This window comes from Anabaena sp. CCY 9613 (assembly GCF_963920895.1).
Classification (GTDB): Bacteria; Cyanobacteriota; Cyanobacteriia; order Cyanobacteriales; family Nostocaceae; genus Cyanocohniella.
Genome location: NZ_CAWUDE010000008.1, coordinates 181,120 through 207,689 on the forward strand (window position 1 = coordinate 181,120; position 26,570 = coordinate 207,689).

Annotated in this window: 24 protein-coding genes and 2 pseudogenes; 11 read left to right on the forward strand and 15 right to left on the reverse strand. The window is 41.5% G+C overall.

All coding sequences use genetic code 11. From position 1 onward, the window contains the following. Positions 1 to 19 precede the first annotated feature (19 nt). From hemF to ACM0OT_RS11990, 8 genes and pseudogenes are all read left to right on the forward strand, one after another. Positions 20 to 1,024 carry an oxygen-dependent coproporphyrinogen oxidase gene (hemF, locus tag ACM0OT_RS11955; RefSeq protein WP_414564554.1) on the forward strand — a complete coding sequence of 335 codons (1,005 nt, stop codon included), beginning with the start codon at positions 20 to 22 and terminating at the stop codon, positions 1,022 to 1,024. Positions 1,025 to 1,417: 393 nt separating this feature from the next. Further along, entirely contained in the window at positions 1,418 to 2,032 is a 615-nt protein-coding gene (locus tag ACM0OT_RS11960) for a hypothetical protein (RefSeq protein WP_414564555.1), read from the forward strand. A gap of 159 nt (positions 2,033 to 2,191) precedes the next feature. After that, positions 2,192 to 3,598: an FAD-binding protein gene (locus ACM0OT_RS11965; protein WP_414564556.1), complete on the forward strand. Its 1,407-nt coding sequence runs from the start codon at positions 2,192 to 2,194 to the stop codon at positions 3,596 to 3,598. 78 nt (positions 3,599 to 3,676) lie between these two features. Further along, the gene (locus ACM0OT_RS11970) at positions 3,677 to 4,891 is read left to right on the forward strand and encodes an ABC exporter membrane fusion protein (RefSeq protein WP_414564557.1); all 1,215 of its coding nucleotides are present in this window, start codon (positions 3,677 to 3,679) and stop codon (positions 4,889 to 4,891) included. A gap of 21 nt (positions 4,892 to 4,912) precedes the next feature. Beyond that, positions 4,913 to 6,070 (forward strand): ABC transporter permease DevC, encoded by a 1,158-nt coding sequence (devC, locus tag ACM0OT_RS11975; protein WP_414564558.1) that lies wholly within the window; start codon positions 4,913 to 4,915, stop codon positions 6,068 to 6,070. 538 nt (positions 6,071 to 6,608) lie between these two features. Further along, positions 6,609 to 6,982: pseudogene (locus tag ACM0OT_RS11980) on the forward strand (hypothetical protein); the annotation flags it as partial. A 61-nt stretch (positions 6,983 to 7,043) separates the two neighbouring features. Beyond that, on the forward strand, positions 7,044 to 7,343 hold the full coding sequence (locus ACM0OT_RS11985) for a DUF5132 domain-containing protein (RefSeq protein ID WP_414564559.1): 300 nt from the start codon (positions 7,044 to 7,046) through the stop codon (positions 7,341 to 7,343). Between the two features lie 115 nt (positions 7,344 to 7,458). Continuing rightward, positions 7,459 to 8,049 (forward strand): HMA2 domain-containing protein, encoded by a 591-nt coding sequence (locus ACM0OT_RS11990; RefSeq protein WP_414564560.1) that lies wholly within the window; start codon positions 7,459 to 7,461, stop codon positions 8,047 to 8,049. Positions 8,050 to 8,081: 32 nt separating this feature from the next. Here the strand turns inward: ACM0OT_RS11990 and ACM0OT_RS11995 are convergent, their stop codons facing one another. Both ACM0OT_RS11995 and ACM0OT_RS12000 read right to left on the reverse strand, forming a co-directional pair. Next, entirely contained in the window at positions 8,082 to 9,317 is a 1,236-nt protein-coding gene (locus tag ACM0OT_RS11995; RefSeq protein WP_414564561.1) for a PQQ-dependent sugar dehydrogenase, read from the reverse strand. Positions 9,318 to 9,461: 144 nt separating this feature from the next. Continuing rightward, entirely contained in the window at positions 9,462 to 10,277 is an 816-nt protein-coding gene (locus ACM0OT_RS12000; RefSeq protein WP_414564562.1) for a carbon-nitrogen hydrolase family protein, read from the reverse strand. 200 nt (positions 10,278 to 10,477) lie between these two features. On the opposite strand from ACM0OT_RS12000, the pseudogene ACM0OT_RS12005 reads away from it, so the two are divergent. Continuing rightward, a pseudogene (locus tag ACM0OT_RS12005) lies at positions 10,478 to 10,635 on the forward strand (MarC family protein); the annotation flags it as partial. Positions 10,636 to 10,651: 16 nt separating this feature from the next. On the opposite strand, the gene ACM0OT_RS12010 reads toward ACM0OT_RS12005, so the two are convergent. Next, positions 10,652 to 10,924 (reverse strand): hypothetical protein, encoded by a 273-nt coding sequence (locus tag ACM0OT_RS12010; RefSeq protein WP_414564617.1) that lies wholly within the window; start codon positions 10,922 to 10,924, stop codon positions 10,652 to 10,654. A gap of 656 nt (positions 10,925 to 11,580) precedes the next feature. On the opposite strand from ACM0OT_RS12010, the gene ACM0OT_RS12015 reads away from it, so the two are divergent. Beyond that, on the forward strand, positions 11,581 to 14,529 hold the full coding sequence (locus tag ACM0OT_RS12015) for a zinc-dependent metalloprotease (RefSeq protein ID WP_414564563.1): 2,949 nt from the start codon (positions 11,581 to 11,583) through the stop codon (positions 14,527 to 14,529). A 125-nt stretch (positions 14,530 to 14,654) separates the two neighbouring features. Here ACM0OT_RS12015 and ACM0OT_RS12020 read toward each other — a convergent pair whose 3' ends face one another. Continuing rightward, positions 14,655 to 14,960 carry a hypothetical protein gene (locus ACM0OT_RS12020; protein WP_414564564.1) on the reverse strand — a complete coding sequence of 102 codons (306 nt, stop codon included), beginning with the start codon at positions 14,958 to 14,960 and terminating at the stop codon, positions 14,655 to 14,657. Positions 14,961 to 15,029: 69 nt separating this feature from the next. Between ACM0OT_RS12020 and ACM0OT_RS12025 the strand changes: the two genes are divergently transcribed. Continuing rightward, a complete protein-coding gene (locus ACM0OT_RS12025) occupies positions 15,030 to 16,469 on the forward strand; it encodes a carotenoid oxygenase family protein (RefSeq protein WP_414564565.1) in 1,440 nt (479 codons plus the stop codon). 56 nt (positions 16,470 to 16,525) lie between these two features. Here the strand turns inward: ACM0OT_RS12025 and ACM0OT_RS12030 are convergent, their stop codons facing one another. The 11 genes from ACM0OT_RS12030 to recF all read right to left on the reverse strand — a co-directional run bounded on the left by ACM0OT_RS12030 (position 16,526) and on the right by recF (position 26,438). Continuing rightward, a complete protein-coding gene (locus ACM0OT_RS12030) occupies positions 16,526 to 17,188 on the reverse strand; it encodes a Na(+)/H(+) antiporter subunit B (RefSeq protein WP_414564566.1) in 663 nt (220 codons plus the stop codon). Beyond that, a complete protein-coding gene (locus ACM0OT_RS12035) occupies positions 17,185 to 17,802 on the reverse strand; it encodes a DUF4040 domain-containing protein (protein ID WP_414564567.1) in 618 nt (205 codons plus the stop codon). The genes ACM0OT_RS12030 and ACM0OT_RS12035 overlap by 4 nt, the downstream gene beginning before the upstream one ends. Continuing rightward, positions 17,795 to 18,073: a monovalent cation/H(+) antiporter subunit G gene (locus ACM0OT_RS12040; RefSeq protein WP_414564568.1), complete on the reverse strand. Its 279-nt coding sequence runs from the start codon at positions 18,071 to 18,073 to the stop codon at positions 17,795 to 17,797. Before ACM0OT_RS12040 ends, ACM0OT_RS12035 begins: the two co-directional genes overlap by 8 nt. Positions 18,074 to 18,145: 72 nt before the next feature. Then, positions 18,146 to 18,403: a hypothetical protein gene (locus ACM0OT_RS12045; protein ID WP_414564569.1), complete on the reverse strand. Its 258-nt coding sequence runs from the start codon at positions 18,401 to 18,403 to the stop codon at positions 18,146 to 18,148. Then, the gene (locus tag ACM0OT_RS12050; protein WP_414564570.1) at positions 18,400 to 18,789 is read right to left on the reverse strand and encodes a Na+/H+ antiporter subunit E; all 390 of its coding nucleotides are present in this window, start codon (positions 18,787 to 18,789) and stop codon (positions 18,400 to 18,402) included. The genes ACM0OT_RS12045 and ACM0OT_RS12050 overlap by 4 nt, the downstream gene beginning before the upstream one ends. Further along, the gene (locus tag ACM0OT_RS12055; RefSeq protein ID WP_414564571.1) at positions 18,786 to 20,213 is read right to left on the reverse strand and encodes a cation:proton antiporter; all 1,428 of its coding nucleotides are present in this window, start codon (positions 20,211 to 20,213) and stop codon (positions 18,786 to 18,788) included. The genes ACM0OT_RS12050 and ACM0OT_RS12055 overlap by 4 nt, the downstream gene beginning before the upstream one ends. Further along, the gene (locus ACM0OT_RS12060; protein WP_414564572.1) at positions 20,210 to 20,545 is read right to left on the reverse strand and encodes a cation:proton antiporter subunit C; all 336 of its coding nucleotides are present in this window, start codon (positions 20,543 to 20,545) and stop codon (positions 20,210 to 20,212) included. The genes ACM0OT_RS12055 and ACM0OT_RS12060 overlap by 4 nt, the downstream gene beginning before the upstream one ends. Positions 20,546 to 20,750: 205 nt before the next feature. Beyond that, positions 20,751 to 22,139: a cation:proton antiporter gene (locus ACM0OT_RS12065; RefSeq protein ID WP_414564573.1), complete on the reverse strand. Its 1,389-nt coding sequence runs from the start codon at positions 22,137 to 22,139 to the stop codon at positions 20,751 to 20,753. A 183-nt stretch (positions 22,140 to 22,322) separates the two neighbouring features. Further along, entirely contained in the window at positions 22,323 to 24,053 is a 1,731-nt protein-coding gene (locus ACM0OT_RS12070; RefSeq protein ID WP_414564574.1) for a SulP family inorganic anion transporter, read from the reverse strand. A 775-nt stretch (positions 24,054 to 24,828) separates the two neighbouring features. Continuing rightward, a complete protein-coding gene (locus tag ACM0OT_RS12075) occupies positions 24,829 to 25,242 on the reverse strand; it encodes a hypothetical protein (protein WP_414564575.1) in 414 nt (137 codons plus the stop codon). Positions 25,243 to 25,304: 62 nt separating this feature from the next. Then, a complete protein-coding gene (recF, locus tag ACM0OT_RS12080; RefSeq protein WP_414564576.1) occupies positions 25,305 to 26,438 on the reverse strand; it encodes a DNA replication/repair protein RecF in 1,134 nt (377 codons plus the stop codon). Positions 26,439 to 26,570 lie beyond the last annotated feature (132 nt).

Consider the following 26,570-nt stretch of genomic DNA (forward strand, 5'->3'; position numbering starts at 1 on the left):
CAATAGTGGGGAGATAAATATGACTGATGTCCTAGAAAAATCTGTGACTCAACAAGTAACCATGCGTGGGGTAATTGACAAGTTTTTCAGACAGATGTTTGATAATACTTGCCAAGCACTAGCAGTAATAGATGGTCAAAACTTATGTGAACAGTCGTGGAATCGTGACCACAAGGGTATCTGGACAGTTGGTGAAAGTACTAAAGAAGCCATATATATTGACCGGGTGCTACATAATGGCAATGTTTTAGAAAAGGTGGGAGCTAATTATGTAGCGATAGAGGGTGAATTACCTCCGGGAATGTCTTTTCAGCAATCAGGGGCCTTAGCTACAGGTGCAGCGGATCAAATGATTACCAAAAGAGGTAACCGCTTTTTCGCCACAGGTTCTAGTTTTGTGATTCATCCTCATAACCCGATGGCGCCGACTGCTCATGTGAACTACCGCTATTTTCAGATTAGTAATAATAACCAACCAGTTTATTGGTGGCTGGGTGGTGGCGCTGACCTCACACCGGCATATCTATTTGAGGAAGATGCAGTTCATTTTCATCAGGTGCATAAAGAAGTTTGTGACAGGTACGACTCTGCTTATTACCCCCGCTTTAAAAAGTCGTGTGACGAGTACTTCCACATACCCCATCGTGGTGAAAACCGAGGTATAGGTGGGATTTTCTTCGATCATCTCAATCACGGTAATTCCCAAAAACTGTTGTCTTTTGTGACCAATTGTGCTGATGCTTTTCTTCCTGCTTATATACCCATTGTTGAAAGACGCAAAGATATGCCCTTTACAAAAGAGAACAAGTATTGGCAGCATCTAGTGCGGGGACGTTATGTAGAATTTATTTTGTCATGCGATCGCGGCATTCGTTTTGGTCTAGCCAGTGGTATGGTGAAGCAGCAAAGTGTGTTCAATTGTATGCCGCCTGCGGCTAGCTGGGAATACGACGACCAACCCGTACCCGGTAGCAAAGAAGCAATGCTCAAAGAAGTATTGAAAAATCCTCGAAATTGGCTATAAATTTACCGAGCCTGATCATTATTAGGAACTGATGGAATCCTGAATCGAGAAGACCCAGCATAGTAAATAACATAGTCATTTTTGAGATGAAAAAAACAAAATCACTGAAGAAAAAAGCCAAAAATGTGTTGAGGAATCGCTCCACTACCCACAACCAACCGCTGTCAGTAATGACGAATGGCTTTAGCTATGACACAACAAAACGGCAACAAGGAATAACTAGTGAACTGGAAATAGATATTGCATTATCTTGCCTGAATGCTTGTAAATATGGGCTGATTTGGATAGTTGGACTTTGCTTGTATTCGAGTATTTAGAGACTGGGGATTGGGCGACTGCTTATTCACTCCCCCAACCTCCCCACCTACCCCTACTCCCTGATTAATTATGAACATGGAAACTGAACTGGTTACGGGTAATCTTCGCATGAAGGACATCATCAATTTAGATGAAGCCAAATCCATGAATTTGTTTAGAAAACGATTTCAAAAATATAAAAAGCTGGTAGAGGAACTAGGAGAAGCAGCAGCTTTTGAAAAGATGATGGAAAAATATCCTGAACAACAAAAGGCGTTGATGGGTACTTTTATTGATGACAATACTCTAGCTCAAGGTTTTCAGCAAGCTGCTCCTCTACTAGGTTTGATGGGTTTTGTGATGGATGTAGTAGATGTTTCTCAACAGGGGACAGATGCAGCTTTGGAAATTCAAAGAGTTTGCCCGGTTCTTTCTCTTGCCAAAGAATACGGTTTTGATCATCCCTGTGTTGTCTTCTGTGAGATGGAACAAGAAGCCACAAGAAGAGCTTTTCCGGGAATTAAAGCGGCGATTTTAAGTAAACAAGCAGCAGGTGATTGTGTTTGTGTATTTAAGTATGAAAGAGCAACTAATAAAACAATATTGACTAATACAAAAGAGTTAAGTTTAAAATATCGCTTTTTATCTTTTATGGGATTAATTCCTGACTTGTGTAAAATTGCTTTGAAGATGATTAAATTGCATTTTTAATTAATGATAAATATCGATTAATTAAGGTTTTCGTCAATCTCGTACAATTGCAGGAATAAAGATTGTCTGCTTTGATAACTGTAGTTTGCAATCAAGCTGAGGACTAGAGTCCTCACTACAAACATTTTTCGTAGATAAAAAATTTAAAATACCAATTTTATGAACAGCATCATTACCGATTTAAAACAAATTATTGCTGGAGAAGTTAGTAATAGAACGATAGATTTAGAGGTGGTTTCTCAAGATTTTGGTGGCATTATTCAAAAAAAACCTCAAATTGTAATTCGTCCGCAAAATGCTACTGATGTAGCTCAAGCTATCAAATATGCTGCTAAACAAGGGTTAACTATTTCATCACGGGCCGCAGGACATTCGTTAGGTGGTCAATCTTTGAACAAAGGTGGAATTCTCTTGGATATGCGAAATTTCAATCAAATTCATGAGTTTTGCGCTGATGAATTTTGGTTCCAAGCTGATCCTGGTGTGACTTGGAAACAGATAGTTGATACAGCTATACCTCATGGTGTAATTCCGCCTGTCCTCACCAATAACTTTGAGGTTACCTTAGGGGGAACACTCTCGGCTGCTGGTTTAGGTTTGAGTTCTTTGCGTTACGGTTCTCAAGCTGATAATTGTTTGGGTTTGGAAGTTGTCACTGGAACGGGAGATATTGTTTGGTGTACACCAGAAGAAAATAGTGAACTTTTCTATCACGTTTTGTGTGGTTATGGACAGTTTGGGATTATTACTAAAGCCAAATGTCGTCTGAGGAAATATCGCCCTTATACTCGTAGTTATTTTCTTTGCTATGACGATTTAAATACTCTTTTACATGATGAACATCATCTAGTTTCAAAAGGGTATATTGATGGTTTAGTATCTTTATTCTCTCCCTGTTTACAAGGTGTATCTAGGGCGGAAAGTAAAATCAAACCGCTAATACAGTGGTTTTACAGAATGCAAATTACCCTAGAAGTTGATTCTGTCAATGATATTAATGATGTGGAATCACTATATGATTTGAATTTTTATCGTCATGTGCATACCGAAGATTTGACTTTTGAACAGTTTATTCAACCCATAGGACAGGTACCTCATCCTGTGGGTACTGCTAATACTTGGATTGATATTTTATTACCTGGTAAACGGGCAAAAGAATTTATTGATATTGCTCTCCAGTCCATACCTTCTTTTGTTGATTTTAGAACTGTACCTGTAGGTTCATTTTGTCTCAAAGCTGACAATCACAAATTGCCGATGTTTCCTTTACCCGATGATGATTTAATTATCGGCTTGGGTATGTATCCTACTGTGTCTAAATCTCAGATTACACCTGTGTTAGAGCAGTTAAATTTACTGACTGATTTGGGTTTCCAAATGGGTGGGAAAAGATATTTGGCGACTTGGGCGGACTTCGATTTACCAAGATGGCGATCGCAATTCGGTGACTACTGGCCTAAGGTCAATGAAATAAAGCAGAAATACGACCCTCAGCAAATACTTAATCCTGGTTTCTTTAAGTATGAAGCACAGAATCCAGTCCTGGCGACTAGAAGTTGCGGCTAAACAATACGCGGGTTAAGTAATGACAACCCTTACCAGTAAACCTTATTTGCACCGACCTAGTTAAAAAAGGGATTTGAGATGTTGCGAAATTCTGAGGAAATTAAGAAATCGTCTTTGTTTCCAGCTAATTTGCGTTGGTTAGCTGCGTTGGGTGTTACTTGTATGTTGGCCATGGGAACAGGTGTAGTTTATCTAACTCGTCAATCTAATACTACTAATACGAAAAGTCCGGTTGTGACTACACCAGTTAATCAACCTGTCATGTCAACCATCAATGCACTAGGAAGATTAGAACCAGCAGGCGAAGTAATTAGAATTTCCGCTCCTACTGATCCTAGTGGTGGTAGTCGCGTTGCTGAACTGTTGGTAAGTGAGGGTAAAGAGGTACGCGCTGGGGAGGTAATTGCTATTTTAGATAATCGCGATCGCCTGCAAGCTAATTTAAAAGAAGCACAGCAGAAAATCCGCGTGGCTCAATCAAAGCTGGCGCAGGTGAAAGCCGGGGCCAAACAAGGTGAAATCTCGGCTAAAGAAGCAACTGTCAGCAATTTACAAGCACAGTTAGAGGGAGAAATCCAGACTCAAAAAGCCAATATTGCGCGTTTAGAAGCAGAGTTACAGAATGCAGAGATAGAATTTGGCCGTTATGAAAGTCTTTACCAAGCAGGCGCGATCGCCGCTTCAGCGTTAGACGGTCGCAGATTAACTCTAAGAACCGCTCAAGAAGAATTAAATGGTGCAAAAGCCAGTTTAGCCAGAACTCAACGGACAATCACCGCCCAAATTCAAGAAGCCCAAGCCACCCTAGAACAAACAGCAGAAGTGCGTCCTACCGATATAGCCATAGCTCAAGCAGAAATAGATAGTGCGATCGCTACGGCTGAAAAAATGCTAGTTGAACTGGAGGTAGCATATATCCGCGCACCCAAAGCCGGCCAAATTCTGCGAATCCAAGCCCGTCCCGGCGAAACCATCGGCGAAGAAGGAATAGTGGAACTGGGACAAACTGATCAAATGTATGCGATCGCAGAAATTTATGAAAGTGACATTGGCAAAATTCGCCCCGGTCAAACTGCTAGTATTACCAGTCCTAGCAACGCCTTTGAGGGTAATTTAATAGGAAAAGTTGATCAAATAGGTTTAAAAGTAGCCAAAAAAGACGTTTTAGACAGCGACCCCACAGCAGCCACAGACGCCAGAGTAATTGAAGCCAAAATCCGTTTAGATCCAGCCGCCAGTCAACAAGTAGCTAAATTTACTAACCTCCAAGTCAACATTGAAATAGATATTTAAATCAGGAACCCACTCCCTCTAATGTTTAAACCAAAAATCCCCCTAGCTTGGCGACAATTAATGAAGAAAAAAGGGCGTTTTATTGTTGCCCTTTGTGGAATTACTTTTGCTGATTTTTTAATGTTAATGCAATTAGGTTTTCAGTCGGCTTTATATGATAGCAATACCCGCTTTCATGAATTGATAACAGCAGATGTAGTATTAATGAGTCGCCAAGGGCAAAATTTAGGATTACTTAGTAGTTTTCCCCGGCGGCGGTTACTTCAAGCTGCCAATTTATCTGAAGTTGAGTCAGTTAATCCCTTGTATATTCGCATAGGAGTTTGGAAAAGTCCCCAAACAAAATTAGATGAATCAATTTTGGTCATTGGCTTTAATCCCGAAAACCCTGTATTTAATTTACCAGAAGTTAACCAAAAGTTAAACCAGATTAAATATCCCAATACATTGTTATTTGATCGCAACTCTAGTGGTAAATATGAACAAGCGATCGCCCAAATTTCTCAAGGTCAATCTGTCTCTACAGAACTGCAAGGACGTAAAGTGAAAATTGGTGGTTTGTATGAAGTTGGGGCATCTTTTGTTGCTAATGGTAGTGTCATCACCAGTGACCAAAATTACTTGCGAATTTTCTCTGCACAGCAACCAGGTCAAGTCAATCTAGGTTTAATTAACCTCAAACCAGGTAGCGATGCTGATGTAGTAGCCAAAGCATTGCAGTCTTACCTTACCGATGATGTGAAAGTTTTTACTCGGCAGGAATTTATTGATTTTGAAAAGAAATATTGGCAGGAAAATGGCGCCATTGGTTTTATCTTTTCCTTGGGTGTCACCATTGGCTTTCTAGTTGGTGTAATTATTGTTTATCAAATTATATACAGTGATGTCATGGATCACTTGCCGGAATATGCCACCCTCAAAGCAATGGGTTATCGCAATGCTTACTTATTATTTGTAGTGTTGCAAGAGGCTTTGATTTTAGCGGTATGTGGTTTTATTCCTGGTGGATTTGTTTCGTTTTTTATGTACGGCTTTACCAGAAATGTTACCAAATTACCCTTATTTATGACTCCTGACCGGATAATTTTAGTTCTAATTTTGACAATGATCATGTGTTTGATATCTGGTGCGATCGCTATGCGAAAATTAAACTCAGCCGACCCAGCCGATATTTTTTAATTTACACCATTGAGACTTTCGACTTCCGCTTTCTGGTACTAGGTATCAATATTAAACTTTCTCATAGTATTTTGGCTTAATCTATGACAATAATTAAACCCAATAATTATGGCAATTTTACGCAATAATAAACAGTAAATATTATCACCAGACAATAATTGATTTATGGGAAAATTTTGGCTACATACCAAAGGAAGATGAACTATAAAGTGAGTGTGTTTAAATTAATTTAGTACGTTGTTAAGCACAGCAATTATTTAGGTTTGGTTCACAGCCAAACCTTTTTTCTATATCATCTAGTAATTTATTATCAGTAGTTAAGATATTTGCACACATCCTTTAGGAGGATGAACTAAAGTAATAGAAGTTTTAAATTAATATTGGTGTAGTAAATGCTTGGTATACATAAGGGCTTGGCCTAGCCGAGCCTTTTCTCATGCGTATTTGTCGAATAACTAATTATTTGTGATTATGACTTACTTTATACATCTGCGAGGTAGCAATCTCTGATGCTACATTTTATTTCTAATTTCTCAATTATGTAGCTCTCAACGGTCAACTTCAAGGTATAATTAAATATAGTGATATACTACTACGCCCAAAAAGCCAAAAAGTAATTGCCAATTTGTTGGCGGTAGAAAGCATGGAAGTTGACATGCTGACCAAAGACAACAAGCGAACAGCTAAAATATTTGATTACAGGCGATCGCAATGGCGCGTCAAGCCAAAAAACTAATTCAGCAAAATACCAATATTATTGCCATCCCTCACATAGCAGCAATGGCGATCGCAGTTTTGTTTGGTCTGACTCCTTGAGCAGTAACAGTAGTTAACAATGGCTCAACCATTGTTTCCGGAATCAACGGTTTACGTCCCATCCTCAGAAACAGAACTCTGCCATTAGCAGGATGAGATGAGCATACCGCCCAGACTAACCTAAAAAGCTTTATCACATCTATGGAGATAATTTACTATGGCACCTAAAATTACTGATTTCGTTGAAGATGCTGGCGCTCCTGGAATCATAGCCGGCATAGGCGCTGTACTATTAGCACCTGTGATTATTCCTGTAGTTGCCGGAATTGGTAAACCCATAGCCAAGTCCCTGATTAAAGGTGGCATTGTCGCCTACGAAAAGAGTAAAGGCGCCTTTGCAGAAATGGGCGAAACCTGGGAAGACATTATGGCCGAAGTCAAAGCTGAAATTGCCGAAGAAAAAGAAACCCCAGCATTTGAAACTGCTGTTGGCGATAACACAGGAGATCATGGCTGATTTATCTGCCATGAAAAGTTTGTAGTGAGGACTTTAGTCCTCAAAATATTAGTCCTCACTACAACCCATAAGTTGATCTAGCAAAATCACAAACATAATATAGGAAGGCTACTGTGTGTTAACAAATAATCATGGTAATCCCACCAAAATAGCCAAAATCATTGAGCAAGCAAGCTTAAACAAATTATCTAGACCTATATCTACAAAAATCATCAGTGAAACCCCAGGAAGACTCAGGTTGAGAATTGCTCGACCATATCGTCATGCTAGGGAAATGCAGCGCATTACTAATGTCCTCAAAGCCCAACCTGACATCAGTCAAGTGCGGACAAATATTAATTATGGCAGCATCATCATCAACCATGATGGTCAAGATGAAACCTTAGAAAAAGTGCTGACCACGCTACTGGATTTAGGCGTTAATTTTGTAGATATTACTGAGGGTAAATCAGAAGCCGTCACAAGTATCACTAGCGCATTTGCTGATTTCAACCAACAATTTGAACAGGCAACAAATGGCGAAGTTGATTTGCGCTTACTGTTCCCTTTAGGACTGATTATGCTATCTATGCGGCAAATCTGGGTTAAAGGTTTGCAACTAGAAATAATTCCCTGGTACGTGTTGGCATGGTATGCATTTGATAGTTTTATGAAACTAAATAGTACCAACCAAGTACAGAATAGCACCTACACCAGAGAAAACTAATCTCAGCCTGCCTACGAGGCAGACTAAAAATTTTATTGTTGAGTGATGCGGAGGATTTTATCCTGATCTGGAGGACAGTTGCCACGACCATCACAATTACTAGTAGTGATGTATAATTCGTTATCTGCACCCATGATGACATCCCTAATTCTCCCAAAACCATTTGGCGAACTTCCCTGAAAGTAAACTTCATGAGTTTGCACTTGTCGAGGATTATCTGCGTCAAATACAACTCGATGCAGATGTTGGGAACGCAGAGTGCCAATAATTAAATTACCCTTCCACTCAGGAATAGAATCTCCTGTATAAATTGCCGCTCCACCTGGCGGTACAGCTTCACGCCAAACCAGTGATGGAGGTACTAATCCTGGTTCAGCTTCGCAGTTTTCCACTGCCGGCCAGCCCATATTTTCACCTGCTTGTAAAACAGACAGTTTATCCTCACCCCTTCTGCCTAATTCTCCACTGGGGCCGTGGTCTGTGACAAACAATGTAGATGGATTGTACCAATCAAAACCTTGGGTATTACGAATACCCGTAATAAACACAGGATTGCCTGGAAATGGATTATCTGCGGGAACTTTTCCATCTGGAGTTACACGCAGAATCTTACCAGCTAAACTATCAACATCTTGAGCTATTTGTGGTTCTCTGGCATCACCAGTCCCGATATAAAGCATTCCATCTGGGCCAAAGCGCAAGCGACCACCATTATGAAAAAGAGCCGCGGGAATATCATCAATAATTATCTGGTCTGATGATGCACTCAGCCCATCTGATGACAATTGCCAACGTTCAACTCGGTTGATGGGCGAGCCATTGTTATCAACAGTGTAGTACAAGTAGAAAAATCGGTTAGTGGCAAAATCAGGATGAGCGGCAATTCCTAGTAACCCACCCTCACCTGAGGCTGTTATTTCTAAAGTAGCTACAGGCGATTCTTGCAATTCTCCATTTTGCACTAATCGCACTCTACCGGGTCTTTCTGTTACCAGCATCCGGTTATTAGGTAAAAAGGCAATTCCCCAAGGAACCTCTAAGCCTGTGACTACTTCTTCTGCTCGTACTTTCACCTGTCCTGGGGAACCAACGCCGTTTTCCACAAATTGACAGGTTGCAGCTTCGGTAGTTGCGGCTGTTGTTTGCACTGGTGGTGTTGGTTCTTGGTTATTGTTGGTACCGATGGAGCCAGTTGTATTACCGTTGCAAGACACAAGCCCCATGAGGCTGAGACTAATTAGCAGTTTGCTAGTTTTTGGTAGCTTCATGTTGAAATTCAACTGTTTTTCATCTATACACAACTTAGATCATAATTAATACTTCATGGACAGATTAAAAGATATTATCCAAAAAAATTAAGTGCAGGAGTACAATCAAGCCACTACCTGCACTCTTTCCCGTTCCCTGCTATATCAACTAAATACGCGGTGTTCTAGAGAAGGCATTTGACGACGGACTTGCTCTAATCGACTGGGTTTGATTTCTGCGATCGCAATGCCTGGTTTTTCACCAGCATCAGCTAAAATAACTCCCCAGGGGTCGATAATCATGGCGTGTCCGTGGGTTTGACGACGACCATAGTTATTGCCAGTTTGAGCAGGAGCGATAACGTAGGCAGTATTTTCAATCGCTCTGGCTTGTAATAATACTTGCCAGTGGTCTTTGCCTGTAAAGGCGGTGAAAGCCGCCGGGACAAACATGACATCGGCTCCTTTATCTGACAAATGTCGATATAGTTCTGGGAAGCGGACATCGTAACAAACCGAAAGTCCTATATTACCCAGATGTTCTGAGAAATAAACTGAGGGTAGGTCTTTGCCAGCCACCACCGTACTAGATTCTCGATAAGTGTTGCCATCTGGGACATTAACATCAAATAAATGTACTTTGTAGTAACGGGTAAGTTCTTGCCCACTGGAATCGATGAGTATTGTCGTGTTATAAACTTGGCTTGTATTTTCCACAGGAACTGGAAAACTGCCACCCAAGATGGTAATTTGGAAGCGCTGCGCCATTTTTTTGAGAAATTGAGCAGTTTCCCGGTAAATTTCGGCTGCTTGCGTGAGTTTCTCTGTTTCTTCTCCCATAAAAGAAAAGTTTTCTGGTAACCCAACTAATTCAGCACCTCGACGCACAGCAAGATCAATTAACTCTTCTGCCTGTACCAAGTTTTTGTGTAAATTGGGCACACTTGTCATTTGAATAGCGGCGGCTAAATAAGACTTCATAGATTCAACAAAAAACAGTGAATTTATCTGGGATAGATTTTAAAAATATATCCTTACTTTCAGAGCTGCGGGGCCTTTCTTAAATTTGGTCACCTTTTTCCTCTATGGTGATGGAAAACTGAGCAAGAGTCAGGTCAGGTTGTTATCAAACCTTGATAAACCCTGTTTGTTGTAGATACCTATGTTTTTGTCTAAACTTGATGGCTGTGTTTGGTGTGGCGGATGCTGTAGGCAATATACCAGTAGTTTTGGTTTTGACCAAGGGCATGAAACCAGAAAAGAGAACCCAAGTTATAGCCCAAGCGATTATAGTAGCGATCGCACGACTGGATTATTTGCTGTTGCTGGTCAAATAATTTAACCCAAGAGGTAAACTAGATAACTTTTGATGCAAAAATACCAATAAATACAGCAAAACCTAGCGCTCTGCGAAAATAATTAACGCCTTGAAATAATTCCATCCACGCCCAAGTAAATAAGGAGCCATTTGCTAGTACATCTAACACTGTATTGATTTTGCCCTCTGTAAAAACTAGAGCGAATGTACTAGCTACTATCCAAACAATCAGCGGTGGGTTTGGCATCTGAGCTAAAACAATCTCGCCATTGCTGTCCCTGAATGTTTTATTAATGAATGTATTTTCCATCATTTTTCATTGCAATTCTTTAATATATTGAAACATTCAGGCAAATCTGTTTCCAACCATCTAATTGCTGAAATTAGAGCGCTAAAGACTATATTGAGAGGCATACTCACAAGGAATCAGCCAATATATAATAACATGCCTTGATTTTTGTAGCTGGCGTGGCTTAGCCATACCTATTTGCATAGGTGGAGACTAGGTAAAAACCTTTTTATAACCTTAAGCGAGTAGCTTGAATTACTGGATGAAAATTGAGCATCAATTAAAAAATTTGGGCTATCTTTACGGCAAATTAACGTATTTTTAGCGAAATTATGAGATTTTTACGGCATTTTTGCCAATCTAGTGTCAGAATAATACGTACCATTTGCTACAAATGCGATTGTTAGAAAAAATACTACAGTAAAACAGCGCAATATGAATTAGAAATAAAAATTAAAACTGAAGTCAAATAACAGCCTAACTTTTCACGGTATCTGGAAAACCTCTCTCCTCGCAGGTGGGAGACTTTCAATTTCTGGTTGAAAAGTTAGATTTTCCGTTGACTTTTCCACACGACGTGAAAAGTCAAAAATAATGGCAACATAGTGGTTGTCTAAGGATGCTTTACTTGGTCAAAATTAAAAATTAACTAGCGATAGTTATTAGGGATGAATAAAATGCATAAAGTAACTTTTTATATATTTTTGTTGCATGGTTTGTTTTTAGGAGTAATGACTGCTAGTGCTGCTGTCACTCCAGTTTTATCCACCCAGAAACCAGCAAATGCAGTATCGGCAATTCCAGAGACAAAAAAAAATGGGGAACGCAATTTAGGAACAAAAGTCTTGGGAGAATCACAGCCCCATCAGTTACTAGGGCGTTACGACCAAATTTGGGTAATTAATCAGCAAAAACAGGCAAAAAGTCAGCCTTTTACCTGGATAGTTCCAGATCAGAAAATCGCCGGACAGCAACCTTTTTTACAAGCTGACAACACTACTGAAAAGCCTGATACGTCAGAAAAACCAACAAGTAAAGATGAATTAGAGCCTTTTGATGAAGTAGTAAAAGACACTGAAAAGTTGTCGGGTCTATTTAACCTTTATCGCCATAAAGAAAATAATAAAATCTATTTAGAAATTAAGCCAGAGCAGCTTAACAAAAACTACCTGGCTACGGCTACCCTAGAATCAGGCATTGGGGAAAGAGGTATTTATAGTGGGATGCCTTTACAAGATTTTTTATTTTATTTCCAACGGGTGAATAATAATTTACAGTTTGTGATTCGTAATGTAAATTTTCGCACCCGTCCAGGAGATCCGCAAGCGCGATCGCTCGCCCGTTCGTTTAGTGATTCTATTCTCTACACAATTTCCATTAAAAGTATTCATCCAGAACGCAAAACTCTCCTGATTGATTTGGGTGATTTGCTGCTGACTGATTTAGCGGGTCTATCTTTAAATTTAGGGCTTTCCGCCAATACAGACCAATCTTATTTTGGTAATGCCAAAGCCTTTTCGCAAAACTTAGAAGTGGAATCAGTGCTGAATTTCTCTGGTGGTAGTAGCAGCGACTCGGAAATGCCGGGTTTTAGCGCTCTGGCTGACAGTCGAGGCTTCACTTTGCGGATTCATTACAGCCTTTCCCAACTCCCAGAAAATAATTACCGTCCACGATTGGCTGACGAACGTGTAGGTTATTTTATCACCGCCTACCAAGACTTAACTAAAGACGATCGCGGTGATCCTTTTGTACGCTACATCAATCGCTGGCATTTGGAAAAGCAAGACCCCAACGCTGCTATTTCTCCACCCAAACAACCCATTGTCTTTTGGGTAGATAACGCCGTACCTTTTGAGTACCGTGATGCTATTAAAGAAGGCGTACTCATGTGGAATCAAGCCTTTCTCCAAGCTGGATTCAAAGATGCTATCGAAGTCCGGCAAATGCCAGATAATGCGACATGGGACCCCGCAGATATTCGTTACAATACAATTCGCTGGATTAATACCATAGATGGTTTCTTTGCAATGGGGCCATCCCGCGTTAATCCCTTAAATGGGGAAATTTTGGACGCAGACATCCTCGTTGATGCCAGTTTTGTGCGTTTACTCAAGAGTGAGTATCGCAAAGTTGTCCAACCCAATCAAACGCAAACATCCAACCGAAACTCCTTGACTGCATGGGTGCAAAATCGGTTTCTATGCCGTAATAGTTTCACCGCTAAAGGTAACGAAGTTTCTCCACAGCAAAAAGGGATTTTTCAGCATTTATCTAAATTAGCTGGGGAGTATGATTTGTGCTATGGCATGGAAGCAGCTAATCAATTGGCCTACGGTTCTTTGGCCATGTCATTACTGCAAGATACTCCACCCACCCAAGACCAGATGCAAAAGTATATTCATCAATACTTACGCTTAATTATTGCTCATGAAGTGGGTCATACTCTGGGTTTACGCCACAATTTTCGGGGTAGTACTATGCTATCACCAGCGGAAATGAATAATCCCGAAATTACCCGTATTCAAGGAATGGTATCTTCGGTCATGGATTATATTCCACCCAACATTGCCTCTCAAGGAATAAAACAGGGTGAATATTTTCCCAGTATAGTGGGGCCTTATGATGAGTGGGCGATTCAGTATGGATATACTCCCTCTAACGCCAGAACTCCCATGGCCGAAAAACCATTTTTGCAAGAAATTGCTAGCAAGTCTTACAAGCCTGAGTTGAGTTACGCCACAGATGAAGATATTTTTGACCTCGACCCCACAGCCGATGCTTGGGACAATAGTAATGATGTGCTGCTGTATTCGCAATGGCAATTAGATAATTCGCGGCTGATGTGGGAACGTCTGAAAAAACGTTATCCGGCATCTGGCGATAGTTACAGCGATTTGAGTGAACGTTTTAGTACAGTGTTGGGGAACTATTTTCAGAATGTTTACTATGCTACCAAGTATATTGGTGGTCAATCGTTTTACCGTCTGCGGCCTAGTGATATTTCATCTAATCAACCGCGCCGATTACCATTTGAACAAGTGAGTGTGAAACAACAACGGCAGGCATTAAAAACACTACAAAAGTATGTATTTGCCGAAGATGCTATGACTTTTTCTCCCGAACTGCTGAATAAATTAGCACCTTCTCGTTGGTATCATTGGGGTAGTTTTCCTCGGATTGGTCGTTTAGATTATCCCATTCACGATTTAGTGTTGTTGTTGCAGAGTGGGGTTTTACGGGATTTACTCTCAGGCGATCGCCTTTCCCGCCTCAAGGATATTGAACTCAAAACTGAACCAGGGGAAGCACTGACTATGCCAGAGCTTTTTGATACCTTACAAAACGGTGTCTGGACAGAAGTAATTCAACCCCAAGGCGGATCACTGAAGATCAATAGTTTGCGGCGAGGCTTGCAACGCGAGTATTTGGATATCTTAATTAGTATGGTATTGCGAAAAGAATATGTACCCGAAGATGCCCGCACATTAGCTTGGTATAATCTCAGACAGCTTCATGGACAATTGCGGCGAGTAAATTCGCAAGATCAATATACCAAAGCCCACTTATTAGAAACACGCGATCGCGTTGAAAAAGCCTTGAATGCTCCATTGCAGGGTAATTAGGTTGGGGATTGGGGAAAACCCCTGCGGGGAAGTCAAAAATATTGATTCTCTCCTCCATCTCCCCGCATCCCCCTAATCTCTCTTCAGCCAATGGACAGAGGAGAGATATTTAACATTGTGTTATTTTATTCTTGAGGCTCATCAGAAATAGCTTCTGATTCAGGTTCCGATTCAGGTTCCGATTCATTTTTGACGGGAGGCTGAATTTTAGCGGGTTTTGGCCCGCGTGCTAGGGCAGGGTTACCCTGCTGTTTAATTTCATCCTTAAAAGATGCTTTCTTGTCACCGCCAGACGAGCGATTAAGATTAATGCTTGGTTTTGCGCTTTTGGGATTAGATTCAATAGAAGGTGTAGACTCTGAGTTTTCGGCATTGTTGTCAGTATTAGCTTGGGACTGACGTTCCGATTTCTTAATAGGACGTTCTACCATTGTTAATTTTTATAAAGTTATTTGTATAATACATTGGTTTGTCGAGGAGCAAACAGAAAAAATTTCTCTATGATTAATACCATTCAACCATTAACCCGTAAAGCTTGGGCAGGTGCGATCGCTGAACCAGCAACAGAATTTCCGCTCACTCCATTGCCAATTATTGCAGGTAAAGTCCCTGATGGCTTGCGGGGTACACTCTATCGTAATGGCCCTGGACGGTTAGAACGGGATGGTGTGCGTGTAGGACACTGGTTTGATGGTGATGGGGCAATTTTGGCAGTTAACTTTACTGATGCCGGGGTGACTGGCGTTTATCGTTATGTGCAAACTGCTGGTTATCAGGCAGAAACCGCAGCAGGTAAATGGCTATATGGCAATTATGGCATGACTGCGCCGGGGCCAATTTGGCATCAATGGCTAAAACCAATTAAAAATGCTGCTAATACTTCGGTGTGGGCATTACCTGATAAGTTATTGGCACTTTGGGAAGGCGGAAATCCTCACGCCTTGGATTTGGAAACTTTAGCAACCCTGGGTTTAGATAACTTAGATAATTTGCCACCAGAATCACCTTATTCTGCACATCCCAAAGTTGACTACCAAACCAAAGAAATTTTTAACTTTGGTCTTACTCCTGGACTCAACGCCACGCTGAATGTTTATAAAAGTGATTTTACTGGCAAGATTATTCAAAAAGCCAAGTTCACACTAGAGGGTGTTCCCCTCATACATGATTTTGTTTTAGCTGGACAGTATTTGATATTTTTTCTGCCTGCGGTACGGTTAAATATATTTCCTGCCTTAGTGGGACTTAGTTCCTACAGTGAGGCGCTGAATTGGCAACCGCAAGCGGGAACTCAAATTTTGGTGATTGATCGAGAAACTTTATCTTTGGTAAGTCGGGGAGAAGCTGAACCTTGGTATCAGTGGCATTTTGGTAATGGTTATGTAGATGCTGATGGTTTAGTGGTGGTGGATATTGCCCGTTATCAAGACTTTCAAACAAATCAATATCTTCAAGAAGTCGCTACAGGTGAAACTCATACCCCAGCGCAATGTACGCTAACGAGAGTGCGTCTGCAACCCCAAACAGGTAAGGTGACATCAATTCAGCCATTATTTGACAGAAGTTGTGAATTTCCCAATGTACTACCGCAAAATGTAGGTCAGGCTTCGCGGCACACATACATGTCTATATTTCGCCAAGGAACAGACATTAGCCAAGAAATATTAAATGCCATCGCCTGTTTTGATCACCAAACGGAAACCCTCACCGAAGCAGACTTAGGAGAAAATCGCTATCCTTCAGAGCCACTACCTGTACAAGATAGGCAAAACCCTCAACAAAGTTGGGTGTTAACAGTGGTTTACGATGGTAATTCTCATAGTAGCGAAGTGTGGGTATTTGATGGCGATCGCCTAGATGCAGAACCCGTTTGCAAATTAGGATTACCCGGTGTCGTTCCCCCCAGTTTCCACGGTAATTGGCAGACATCCAAAAATTAAAGCCGTGTCCAAGAGGGGTTGGGGAGAGGTTCATCAAACTTGCAAAATTTGAACAGTTACAACAATCCGCGATAATGAATAAAAACTAACATCACCGACCACGACCCCAACGCCACCTTGACTGCAACTAAGATATTCAGCAAAGGGATCACTCCACCACTGACAAGTGCGCCCAACTCTCCGTGGGGTAACTCAAATCCTGCCATAGTTATCACCGCGAGTGCAATGAAAATCAGCACCGAAACCTTTTCCCATCTAGCGGCATTCCAGCGCTTGTAGATCGCCTGCATCCACTCCGATGATGAGGTAATCGCAATCAGTCCGATGGCCGTACCACCCGCCACCCCAGCAGCAAAACCACCGCCCGGACTCAAATGACCCCTAATCGCCAGTTCAATCCCTACCAATGAGCAAATAGTCGCTCCCAGACGCGCCAAAATCGTGGATGGTTCATCTGTAAACTGATAGATAGTGCAGAACGGTCTTTCATCAGCCAGCAGAAACCGCGCACCCATAACTGCGATGGTAAATACTACTACTTCAAAGATAGTGTCATACAGCCGATTCCTGAGAATGATAGCTGTAACTGCATTGGGGACTCCACTATCTTTGACAACCGATTCGACGATAGAAATATCCAATAAATCAGGTGTTCGATTGGGCATGATCAGAAATATGATGTAAAGCGCTATTCCTGCTGCAATGTAGACCCATTTCATAGATGCTTCTCCCCTGCTTCTGGTACATTTACATAGGTCAATATTGTGTCTGGTAATAAAAGTTCGGTTTGCAGGATGTCATAAATGCGTCGAACCCTGGTCTCGGTGTGATAGAGTTGCTTTTCCTCTCCACAAGTTGCGAGGTCTTGATCATTGTGTTCTGGCCATCGCCGGACACAAGTTGCATGGACTTCTTTATCCATTAGCGCCCGGTGCAAAGCCTGCATATTTGTGTAAGGGACTAACTCAAGACGCATATAGTATTTGCTAAAAATTGTGCGGAAATTATCCATCATTTGCCCAAAATGGCCTGTGACTGTATCGTCGGGTAAAAAATTGTCATCGGCTTCATCTGACTCATCTTTCAGCACACCCAGACGCAGTACCAGAGAAGAACGCACTGCGATCGCATACAGTGTAATCCCCAGCAAAGTCCCCATTAATGCTTGGGTTAAAGCCACATCCGCTGCGCCTAAGACTGCAAAGACCAATGTGGCCACAGATCCCAATATTCCCTGGATGACGAGGGCGTTATATGGATTGACCTGAAGCACCAGCATAAACGCGGATAACGGCAGCAGGGCAGTGATGATATAGACATAATTATCATTCATGGTCGTCATCGCTGCTAGAACAATATGCCAACACGTACCCCAGTACTGTATTCCAGATTGCTAAGGAGATGATACCGAGAATGAGCAGCGGCCATTCGCTGGGTATTTTCAGCAGCAGTCCCACAACAATACTCATTGATCCGAGGGTATCTGCAACCGAAAGACTATGCAACTTGAATAAGACCGAGCGATCGCCGACTAGGGGCCAGGTTCCCCAAAACCAGAAGCCGATGCCTACAAATATGCAGGTATAACTAAACAAGTCGATCATAAGGAGTTGGGCAAAATTAAATTCATTTATGGAGACAGGGTACAGAAAGACAATGTGTATAATTAATTTTGTTTAGGCACTGATATCATTCATCCGTTTCAGTAGATGTGCCAATAACATCAATCCGGCATTACCCACACTGAGGATGATAATCCCGACAACACCAATCATCCAATCATCACGTAAGACGGATACCATCAGAATCATGATTGATGTTTTGGTGGCAATACTGGCAAAGGCCAACATTTTTTGCCAAATATCATCATCTTGCCAGGCTTCGTACATGGGTATGAGCAAGGCTAGAATCATCGCTATCATTACTAGGTTCATGCCTTTCTCCTCCGTCGAATCCGGTGTACTTCGTACCAACCATGTTCGTGGTATTTCAAGACAATTGTTTTGGGCGTAAAGGTAATTAAGAATATATCCAGGAATATCAGCCCAGGTGTTCGTTGAGGTTTGACTCGTTCCATGATCACATCTTCGTGCTTATGGGGACGGAAGATGATTTCAAACGCCTCTATATATGCCTGGGGAATGGCGACAATTACCTCACCCAGCACACGCAGCCAATCCCTTAATGCTTCCGGGACTTTCTGACGACCCGGCAATAAGAGTGAGATGCTGACACCAATAATGATATTTGCCACACTGAAATCGGCAGTGAGCAAAAACCAAATGGTCAGTCGCAATATCAAATTTAAATGCCCAATCATGCCAATATCATCCCGAACAGTAGCAGCAACATCAAACTCATCACCCCGATCAGATGCTCAAATTGCTCAAGCACACGTGGCAAAGTGACTACTAATCGTTGAAAAATTAAAAAATGCGCTAACCAGCCAACGCCGATGATGGCTAGTGCTTTTGTGATATTTGCAACAGTATATGCCTCGGAATACAGACTGCTGGCAGTAATGAGGGCAGCGAGTAATAAAATTATTGGTGCCCACAAACCGGGTTTTACATTCTTTCCTTTTCCGTGGGGCAGAAAGATGAATTTGGCATAAACCATCGCAGTTCCCACGGCCCCAATATTCATTAAAATAACTTGCCAAGGGAGTACATTGTTCAGTGTCAACATCTTGGCCCCAAAGCCGACGAACAAGGGAAAACCAGAAATTGAAAGACTGGCCATAACTAGAGGAATCCACATGGTGGTATTCATCGGCTGATCTTGCAATTCCTTGAAGTTCCGGCTCGGTAAGTTACCTGCTATCAGAAACAGCGCCGATTTTACCAGTCCGTGGCCCAGGGCATAAAAGCCGCCCACACCTGGTGCAGCGAGAATCCAGCCTAACTGGGAAACAGTACTTAACGCCAGCATCCGCTTGGTATCCTTTTCAAAAAGGGCATAAACTACTCCCAAAAGCGCTGTCCCCACTCCAAATATCCTGACAATGGGATCAATCTCCGGCACCATCAAAGCGCAACGCACCAAAGGAAAAACACCAGTTTTGACCACAACTCCTGACAGCATGGCCGACACAGGTGTTTCCGATTCGGAGTGAGTTAATGGCAACCACAAGCCTGATACAAAAATCCCCCCTTTTGTCAAGAGTCCTAAAAATATGAGAGCGATCGCCTCAGTCGGTGCTTTGCTCAAACCGGAAAAAGCAAAGGAATGATTCGCCTGATAGACTAACACCGCACCCACCAGGTAAAACAGCATGGCCGTATTGCTGACAAACATGTAGCGCAAGGCCACCCAAATCGAGCGATCGCTTCGCGGATAGGCAATCAAGAGAAACGCGGCAATACCGATGACCTCCAACGCCACGTATAAACTGATAAAATCCGCACAGATAAATGCGGCATTGACGCTGCCATGTAAAATTATGGTTTGAGTATAAAAGAAAGCTGTCTTATCAGTGTGCCAACAGTATAAGATGACAGCAGTTGTTACTAACGCATTCGTCAATATAAAGTAGCCGCTCAATTGATCAGCTAATAATGTGACACCGAAACTATCCAGTAAATTTAGTGTCAACGGCGACTGGTTGAAAAATAGCGACAACGCATATCCAGCCGAAATCAGGGCTACACCCAGGGCGAGGTATCGGTCAAGTTTGGGAAGCAGATAAATAACGAATCCCAAAAACAACGGTAGTGCGATCCATGCAATAGTAATGTTATTCATGGCGTGTTATTTTTCTCAATCTCGTTGCTTTCCAAGGTCGGATTATCCCGTGCTAGCTTCATCACACCAACTAGCATTAAAGCTTGAATCGAAAATCCGATCACAATCGCCGTCAATATAACCGCCTGGGGAACCGGATCAGAGTAAGCGCGATTTTCGACGTTGGCAACAATCGGGGTGAAAAAGCCATTTCGTGATGCAATCAGCACGTAATAGGCGATAACTCCCGTACTCATCACATCCATAGAGATGATCTTCATCACCAGGTTCTTTTTCAGGATGATGCCGAAAAATCCGCACAATATTGTGGCGAATATATATGCTTCTAACACGGGAATGACCTGTTGGATAGTGGGATAAAATTAGCTATTAAAGCACGGTGTAAATAAACAGATTATTCAAAAGTCAAAAAGCCTACATAATCAGCTTTTTGACTTTTGACCCCTCTCCTTCGGAGACGCTAACGCGGTAAGCGCAGCTATGCCGTAGGCTTTACGACTTCGCTCGGGATAAACTTTTGACTTTTTCCTTGCAGTACTAGCCTATTAAATTGGCTTTCTCTAAAGATTCTTTTTCTTCTAGCGATTGTTTAAATGCAAACCGCAATAAAGGCGGTGCTAAAAAGGTTGTCAAAATCACCATAATAATGATTGCAGCTTGTAATGGTTTATCAAGAGTACCACTAGCTGCACCAATTCCCGCAAACACTAACCCAACTTCACCACGGGGAATCATCCCTGCACCAACCGCTAACCGATTAATTCCGTCTTGGCCGAAAACCGACCAACCTGTGACAATTTTACCGATAATTGCTATCACAATTAAAAAGGTAGCAATAATTAATCCTTCGCGATTTTCGGGAATGAAAGGATTCAGAACGCCTAAATCAACTTTCGCTCCAACTGTTACAAAGAAAATTGGTACGAAGATATCAGCAATGGGTTTAACCTGTTCATCTAGCTCCTTGCGTTTATCCGTTTCATCCAAAACTAAGCCAGCCGCAAATGCGCCTAAGATAGCTTCTAAATGAATGGCATTACCCAGAAAAGCCATGAAGAAGGCAAAGATAAATGCTGGGATAATTAAGTTTCCTCGTGTTTGCAATTTATTAGCAATGGCAACAAAGCTCTGATTGAAATATTTGCCTAATAAAATTGCACCAATGAGAAAGACTGTAGCGCTGACAATTAGATAAATTACGTTGAGAATATCAATCTCACCAGTTTTAGCAAGGCTGGCAACTACTGCCAACACGATGATACCTAAAATGTCATCAATGACGGCTGCACCGACAATAATTTGTCCTTCACGAGATTTTAACTGCCCAATTTCTGACAAAACTTTGGAGGTAATACCAATACTAGTAGCTGTCAGTGCCGCACCAGCAAAAATTGCTGGAATTACTGGGACATGAAATAGCCACATCAATCCTGTAGTACCAGCCGCAAAAGGAACAGCCACCCCGACACAAGCAACAACTACGGCTTGGGAACCGACTTTCTGTAATTCTTTTAAGTCTGATTCTAGCCCAATTTCAAATAACAGAATAATCACACCTAGTTCAGCGAGAACGGAAATGATTTCACTCTGGCTTTGAAAAATTGATGTGACTGCTTCGGGACTGATGTTGTTAATAAATTGCAGGATTGTCATAATGATGGAGTCTGAAGCAGCTGCACCGCTTTCAGAAAAGACAACCAAATTTAGTGCAGAAGCACCTACTAACACGCCACCAAGTAACTCACCTAAAACGGGAGGCAAGTCGATCATTTTAGACAATTCACCGCCAATTTTACTAGCAAGATAAATAACTATTAAACTGAGTAATACACCAGCTAAGACAATTGGGGCATTTTCGGCTTCGTTTGTAGTTGCGAGTAAAGGATTCTGCCACACTGAGTTAACTATTAATTCTGAGAAAATCATGTTATCTGTCTATTGTGTTGATGAATTCTGCGGTTAGATTAAGTCCTTGGAAAAATACAAAAGTAATAGTGAAATGGTGGGTAGTTATAGCAATCTCCAAGGTGGCTAGGACATAAAAAAATCCCCAAACCCTGTCACAGCAAGCATTTAAATTTTGACTTTTGCTATGCCTACCCGGCTTAATTAAGTTTGATATCCGTAGTTATCAGGGTCACTAGCTGTGGAGCCATAGTCACTAGTAGCAGCAACATTGCCGACAAAAGCAGAATTAACTAAAACTAAAGCTTGCTTAATTGCCTCTGAACGATTCATAAAGAAATGATGTGAAGGTACAAATCTTTCAATGCCAAATTTTTCTAAGCGTCGTTTAACTTTGCCACCTGCACCAACAACTAATATTTGACGACCTTGCTCATGAGCATCTTGGATAGCATTTTCAATTGCTAAAGAAGCTGTCACACCCAACATGGGGACATCGCTGAGGTCTAAAATCAGCACATCAGAGTCTGCCATTGCTGAATGTTCACGAGCGATCGCTTTGGAAACTCCAAAGATCATCGGCCCACTCAGATAGAATAACAGCACCCGTCCGTTAGCTTGATCAAGTAATTGCTTCTCTTGTTCGTTCAAGACAATGGCATCATCTGCATCGGTAATCGTCTTCACATCCTGAGCTTGTAACTGAGAAAGACGTTCGATAGTTAAGATGTTGGCAATGAAAACTCCTACGCCGACAGCAACAATCAAGTCAACGAATACGGTTAAGAACATGACACCGTACATAATCAGCGCACCCTTGAGGGATACCTTATGAGCGCGTTTTAAAAAGCTCCAGTCGAGAATGTCAATCCCCACTTTGAGAGCAATACCAGCCAATACTGCCATTGGGATAGGTTGAGTTAAACCAGCTGCCCACAAAACTACAACCAGTAAAATCAAAGCACGAGTCAAACCAGATACAGCCGTTCTCGCACCAGTCTGGATATTAACTACCGTTCCCATCGTTGCACCAGCACCAGGGAGTCCACCACATAAACCAGATGCTAAGTTACCAAGACCTTGACCAATTAATTCCTTATCGGACTTGTGTTCAGTACGAGTCAAACTATCTGCAATAACTGCTGTTAACAAGGTATCAATACAACCCAACATCCCTAACATTGCTGCATCAACGAGCATTACAATGATTTGAGATGTATTAAAGGTAGGTATTTGCAATGTTGGCAGTCCCATAGGGATTTCGCCAATCCGTCTGATATCAACATCCCCGAAAAATACTAGGGAAACTATTGTTACTATTATTAATGCCACTAATTGTGGTGGGACAAGACGCTTGATTTTAGATGGCATTAAGAAAATAATTGCCAAGGTCATCGCTCCCAAAGCTGTTTCCACAGGATTAATATTGGCGAACAGCTGGGGTAAACTTTGCACCGTTCCTAATACGCCACCTTTAGGACTGGATTGACCCAGAAAAGGAGCAATTTGCAACAAGACCAGGATGACTCCAATCCCAGACATGAAACCGGAAATTACGCTGTAGGGCATGAGGGTAATATATTTACCCAGCTTGAATACTCCCAATAAGATTTGGAATACCCCGGCCAGCATCACTACTGTAAATGCCATGGCCAAGCCGGTTTCTATGTCGTCGGCGGCGGCGATCTTGGAACTGACAATAGCAGTCATGACTACTGTCATCGGCCCGGTAGGTTCAGAAATCAGGGTTGGTGTCCCACCAAATAAGGCGGCGAAAAAGCCGACGCAAACTGCACCATAGAGACCAGCAGCAGGCCCAGCACCAGAGGCGGCACCGAATGCCAACGCTAGCGGTAAGGAAACGATCGCAGCAGTTAAACCACCGAATAAATCGCCTCGTAAGTTTCTAAAATGGATTGTATTAGTTAATGACATACTGGGGTTGTGTTTATAAAAACAGCAAAATTTTGATTTGTAAGTTTCATGTTTTATCGGTATGAAAAAACAGGCAAAGAAAACCTTAATTCTTTGTAAAGCAGCAAATTATAATGCCTTTCTACATGAGAAGATGCTAAATACACATCCTCATAGATAAGGCTTAGATCAAAGACAGTTCAAAATTTAACTAAGAAAAACTTACATAGATTGCAAGTTTTATTTATAGTCCCCTCAGGCGATTAAGAATAGCTTACAGCCTTATACGTCAATTTTGTTCATTTACAAGCCTTAATATTAAATAAATATTAAATTGCTTTCATAGATAAAAGGTTATACATGTTAAAAAAATGACCGCAATAATTTATGATATAAGTAAAACTTATATTTATTTCTAGAGTTATAAGTTTTACCAAAATATATAAAGAAAAATTAAGCTAATAATTATTTACCTATGATCATTGGCATAGGACTTACGCACTCGCTACGAAAATCAAGGCTTTGAGATTGCTAGAGCCTCCGACACGCTACGCGGTAAGCGCAGCCATGCCTGTTAGGGCTTTACCCTACGGTCGCAATGACGAAAATAAGTTAGGGTTACGTAATTCCTATGGCAATATAAAATAAACTTTTAGTAAAAATTAGTATAAGATATACTTCACCAAAGGTGTGAATAATTTTCGGCTTAAATAATAATCATCAATGTGTGTAAATTATGTTATGATTTACAACCTTTAAGTCCCCTGAATTGACAAACTGAAATATGTAGGTAGCATTATTTAAACAATGCCAAAGCCCGAACAAAAATTGGTTCTTTTGCTCTAGTTTCCAGAATTGATTTAACTAAATAAATAAAATCCCAATCTGGTTGATGATCATTATCAATTGTTTTAGTAGCTGCATAAAAGCCAACATCATTCAGACATAATTCGTTAGTAGTACCAGTTTGCCATTCTGGTTTTCTTTTATCCCAAGAAAGAGATTTACCTCTTAATGTAAATTGAAACCATAATATTTCATCATTGTTGCATTCAAAAAAAATATCAAAATAAGGTTCCTCACCCTGAAACCAAATTTTAGTATTACCTGCTTGATGACCTGGTTTAAGTAGCTTTTGCTCAATTTCTCGCAGGGATGCACCTAGTGAGGCAATCTCATTCTTATCTATAACATGATTTTTTTTGAGCATAAATTCAGATAATTATAAGCGGGGATGAGGCAACAAATTTTGGATAGCAATCTAAAATCTCCCTAGTCCCTAGTCCCTAACCCCGATAATATTTCCCCTGATTTAACAAACAGAATTTGCGAAGAATTCAACCACTGGGCATCAAAAGAACTCAAGTGAGTGGTAGTGATCAGAGTTTGAAAACGGTCTTGAATAGCATCAAGTAATTGATTTTGACGGGACGGATCTAACTCAGCTAGGACATCATCAAGTAAGAGCAGTGGCGGCTCTTGAACAACGTCTTCAATTAGTTGTAATTCTGCTAATTTGAGAGCTAGTACTAGGGTTCGTTGCTGACCTTGAGAACCGTATTGACGTGCAGGCGTTTGATTAATAATTAATTCTACTTCGTCACGATGGGGGCCGACAAGGGTAGTACCTCGGGAGAGTTCGGCGGCAGATCGTTGTTGAATTTTGGTTAAAAAAGCTTGTTGTATAACTTCTGGTTGGTTTTGCGCTAAAGGTACACTAGGCAAATAATTGATTTGCAAGACTTCGGTACTACCGCTAATACTAGCGTGCCAAGCCGCAGCGATGGGAGCGAGTCTTTGAAGAGCGCGATCGCGTCTTCTAATTACTTTAGTACCAGTAGTAACTAATTGAGCATCCCAAATAGCAAGTGCTGATTGCTGAGTCTTAAGTGCTGAGTCTTGATTTTGCTTTAAAAAAGCATTGCGCTGGCGTAATACTTGGTTATATTGCTGCAAAATGTGAGCATAAATCGGTTCTAGTTGAATTAACAGTGTATCGAGCCAGTTACGACGATGATCAGGGCCACCCCGCACCAAGTCTAAATCCAAACTAGAAAACTGCACCGCATTCAGCATCCCCAGAAAATCTATTTGTCGGCGCACAGATTCGCCATTGATAGCCACAGTCCGACGACCATTGCGACGGAGAGTGAGAGTTAAATCATGGGTACCAGCTTGTCGTTCTAGAGTGGCATGAATTTGAGCTATATCCTCACCTTCTTGAACGAAATCGCGATCGCGCCCCATCCGATGCGATCGCAATGTTGCCAGTAACTCCACAGCCTCCAACAAATTAGATTTTCCCTGAGCATTATTACCTACCAAAATTGTTTTGGCAGCAGTAAACTCAACCTTCTGGTCTTGGTAGTTACGAAAATGTCTCAGGTGTAGGTTTTTTAGATACATAAGGGATTGGGAAAATCGGGCCTCCTCTGGAAGGGGATAAGGGGACAAGGGGACAAGGCAATAGGGAAAATGTTGGTCATAGCTAGAAGTTTTTTCCCCCTGCTCCCTGCCCCCTGCCCCCCTGCTTCTTCT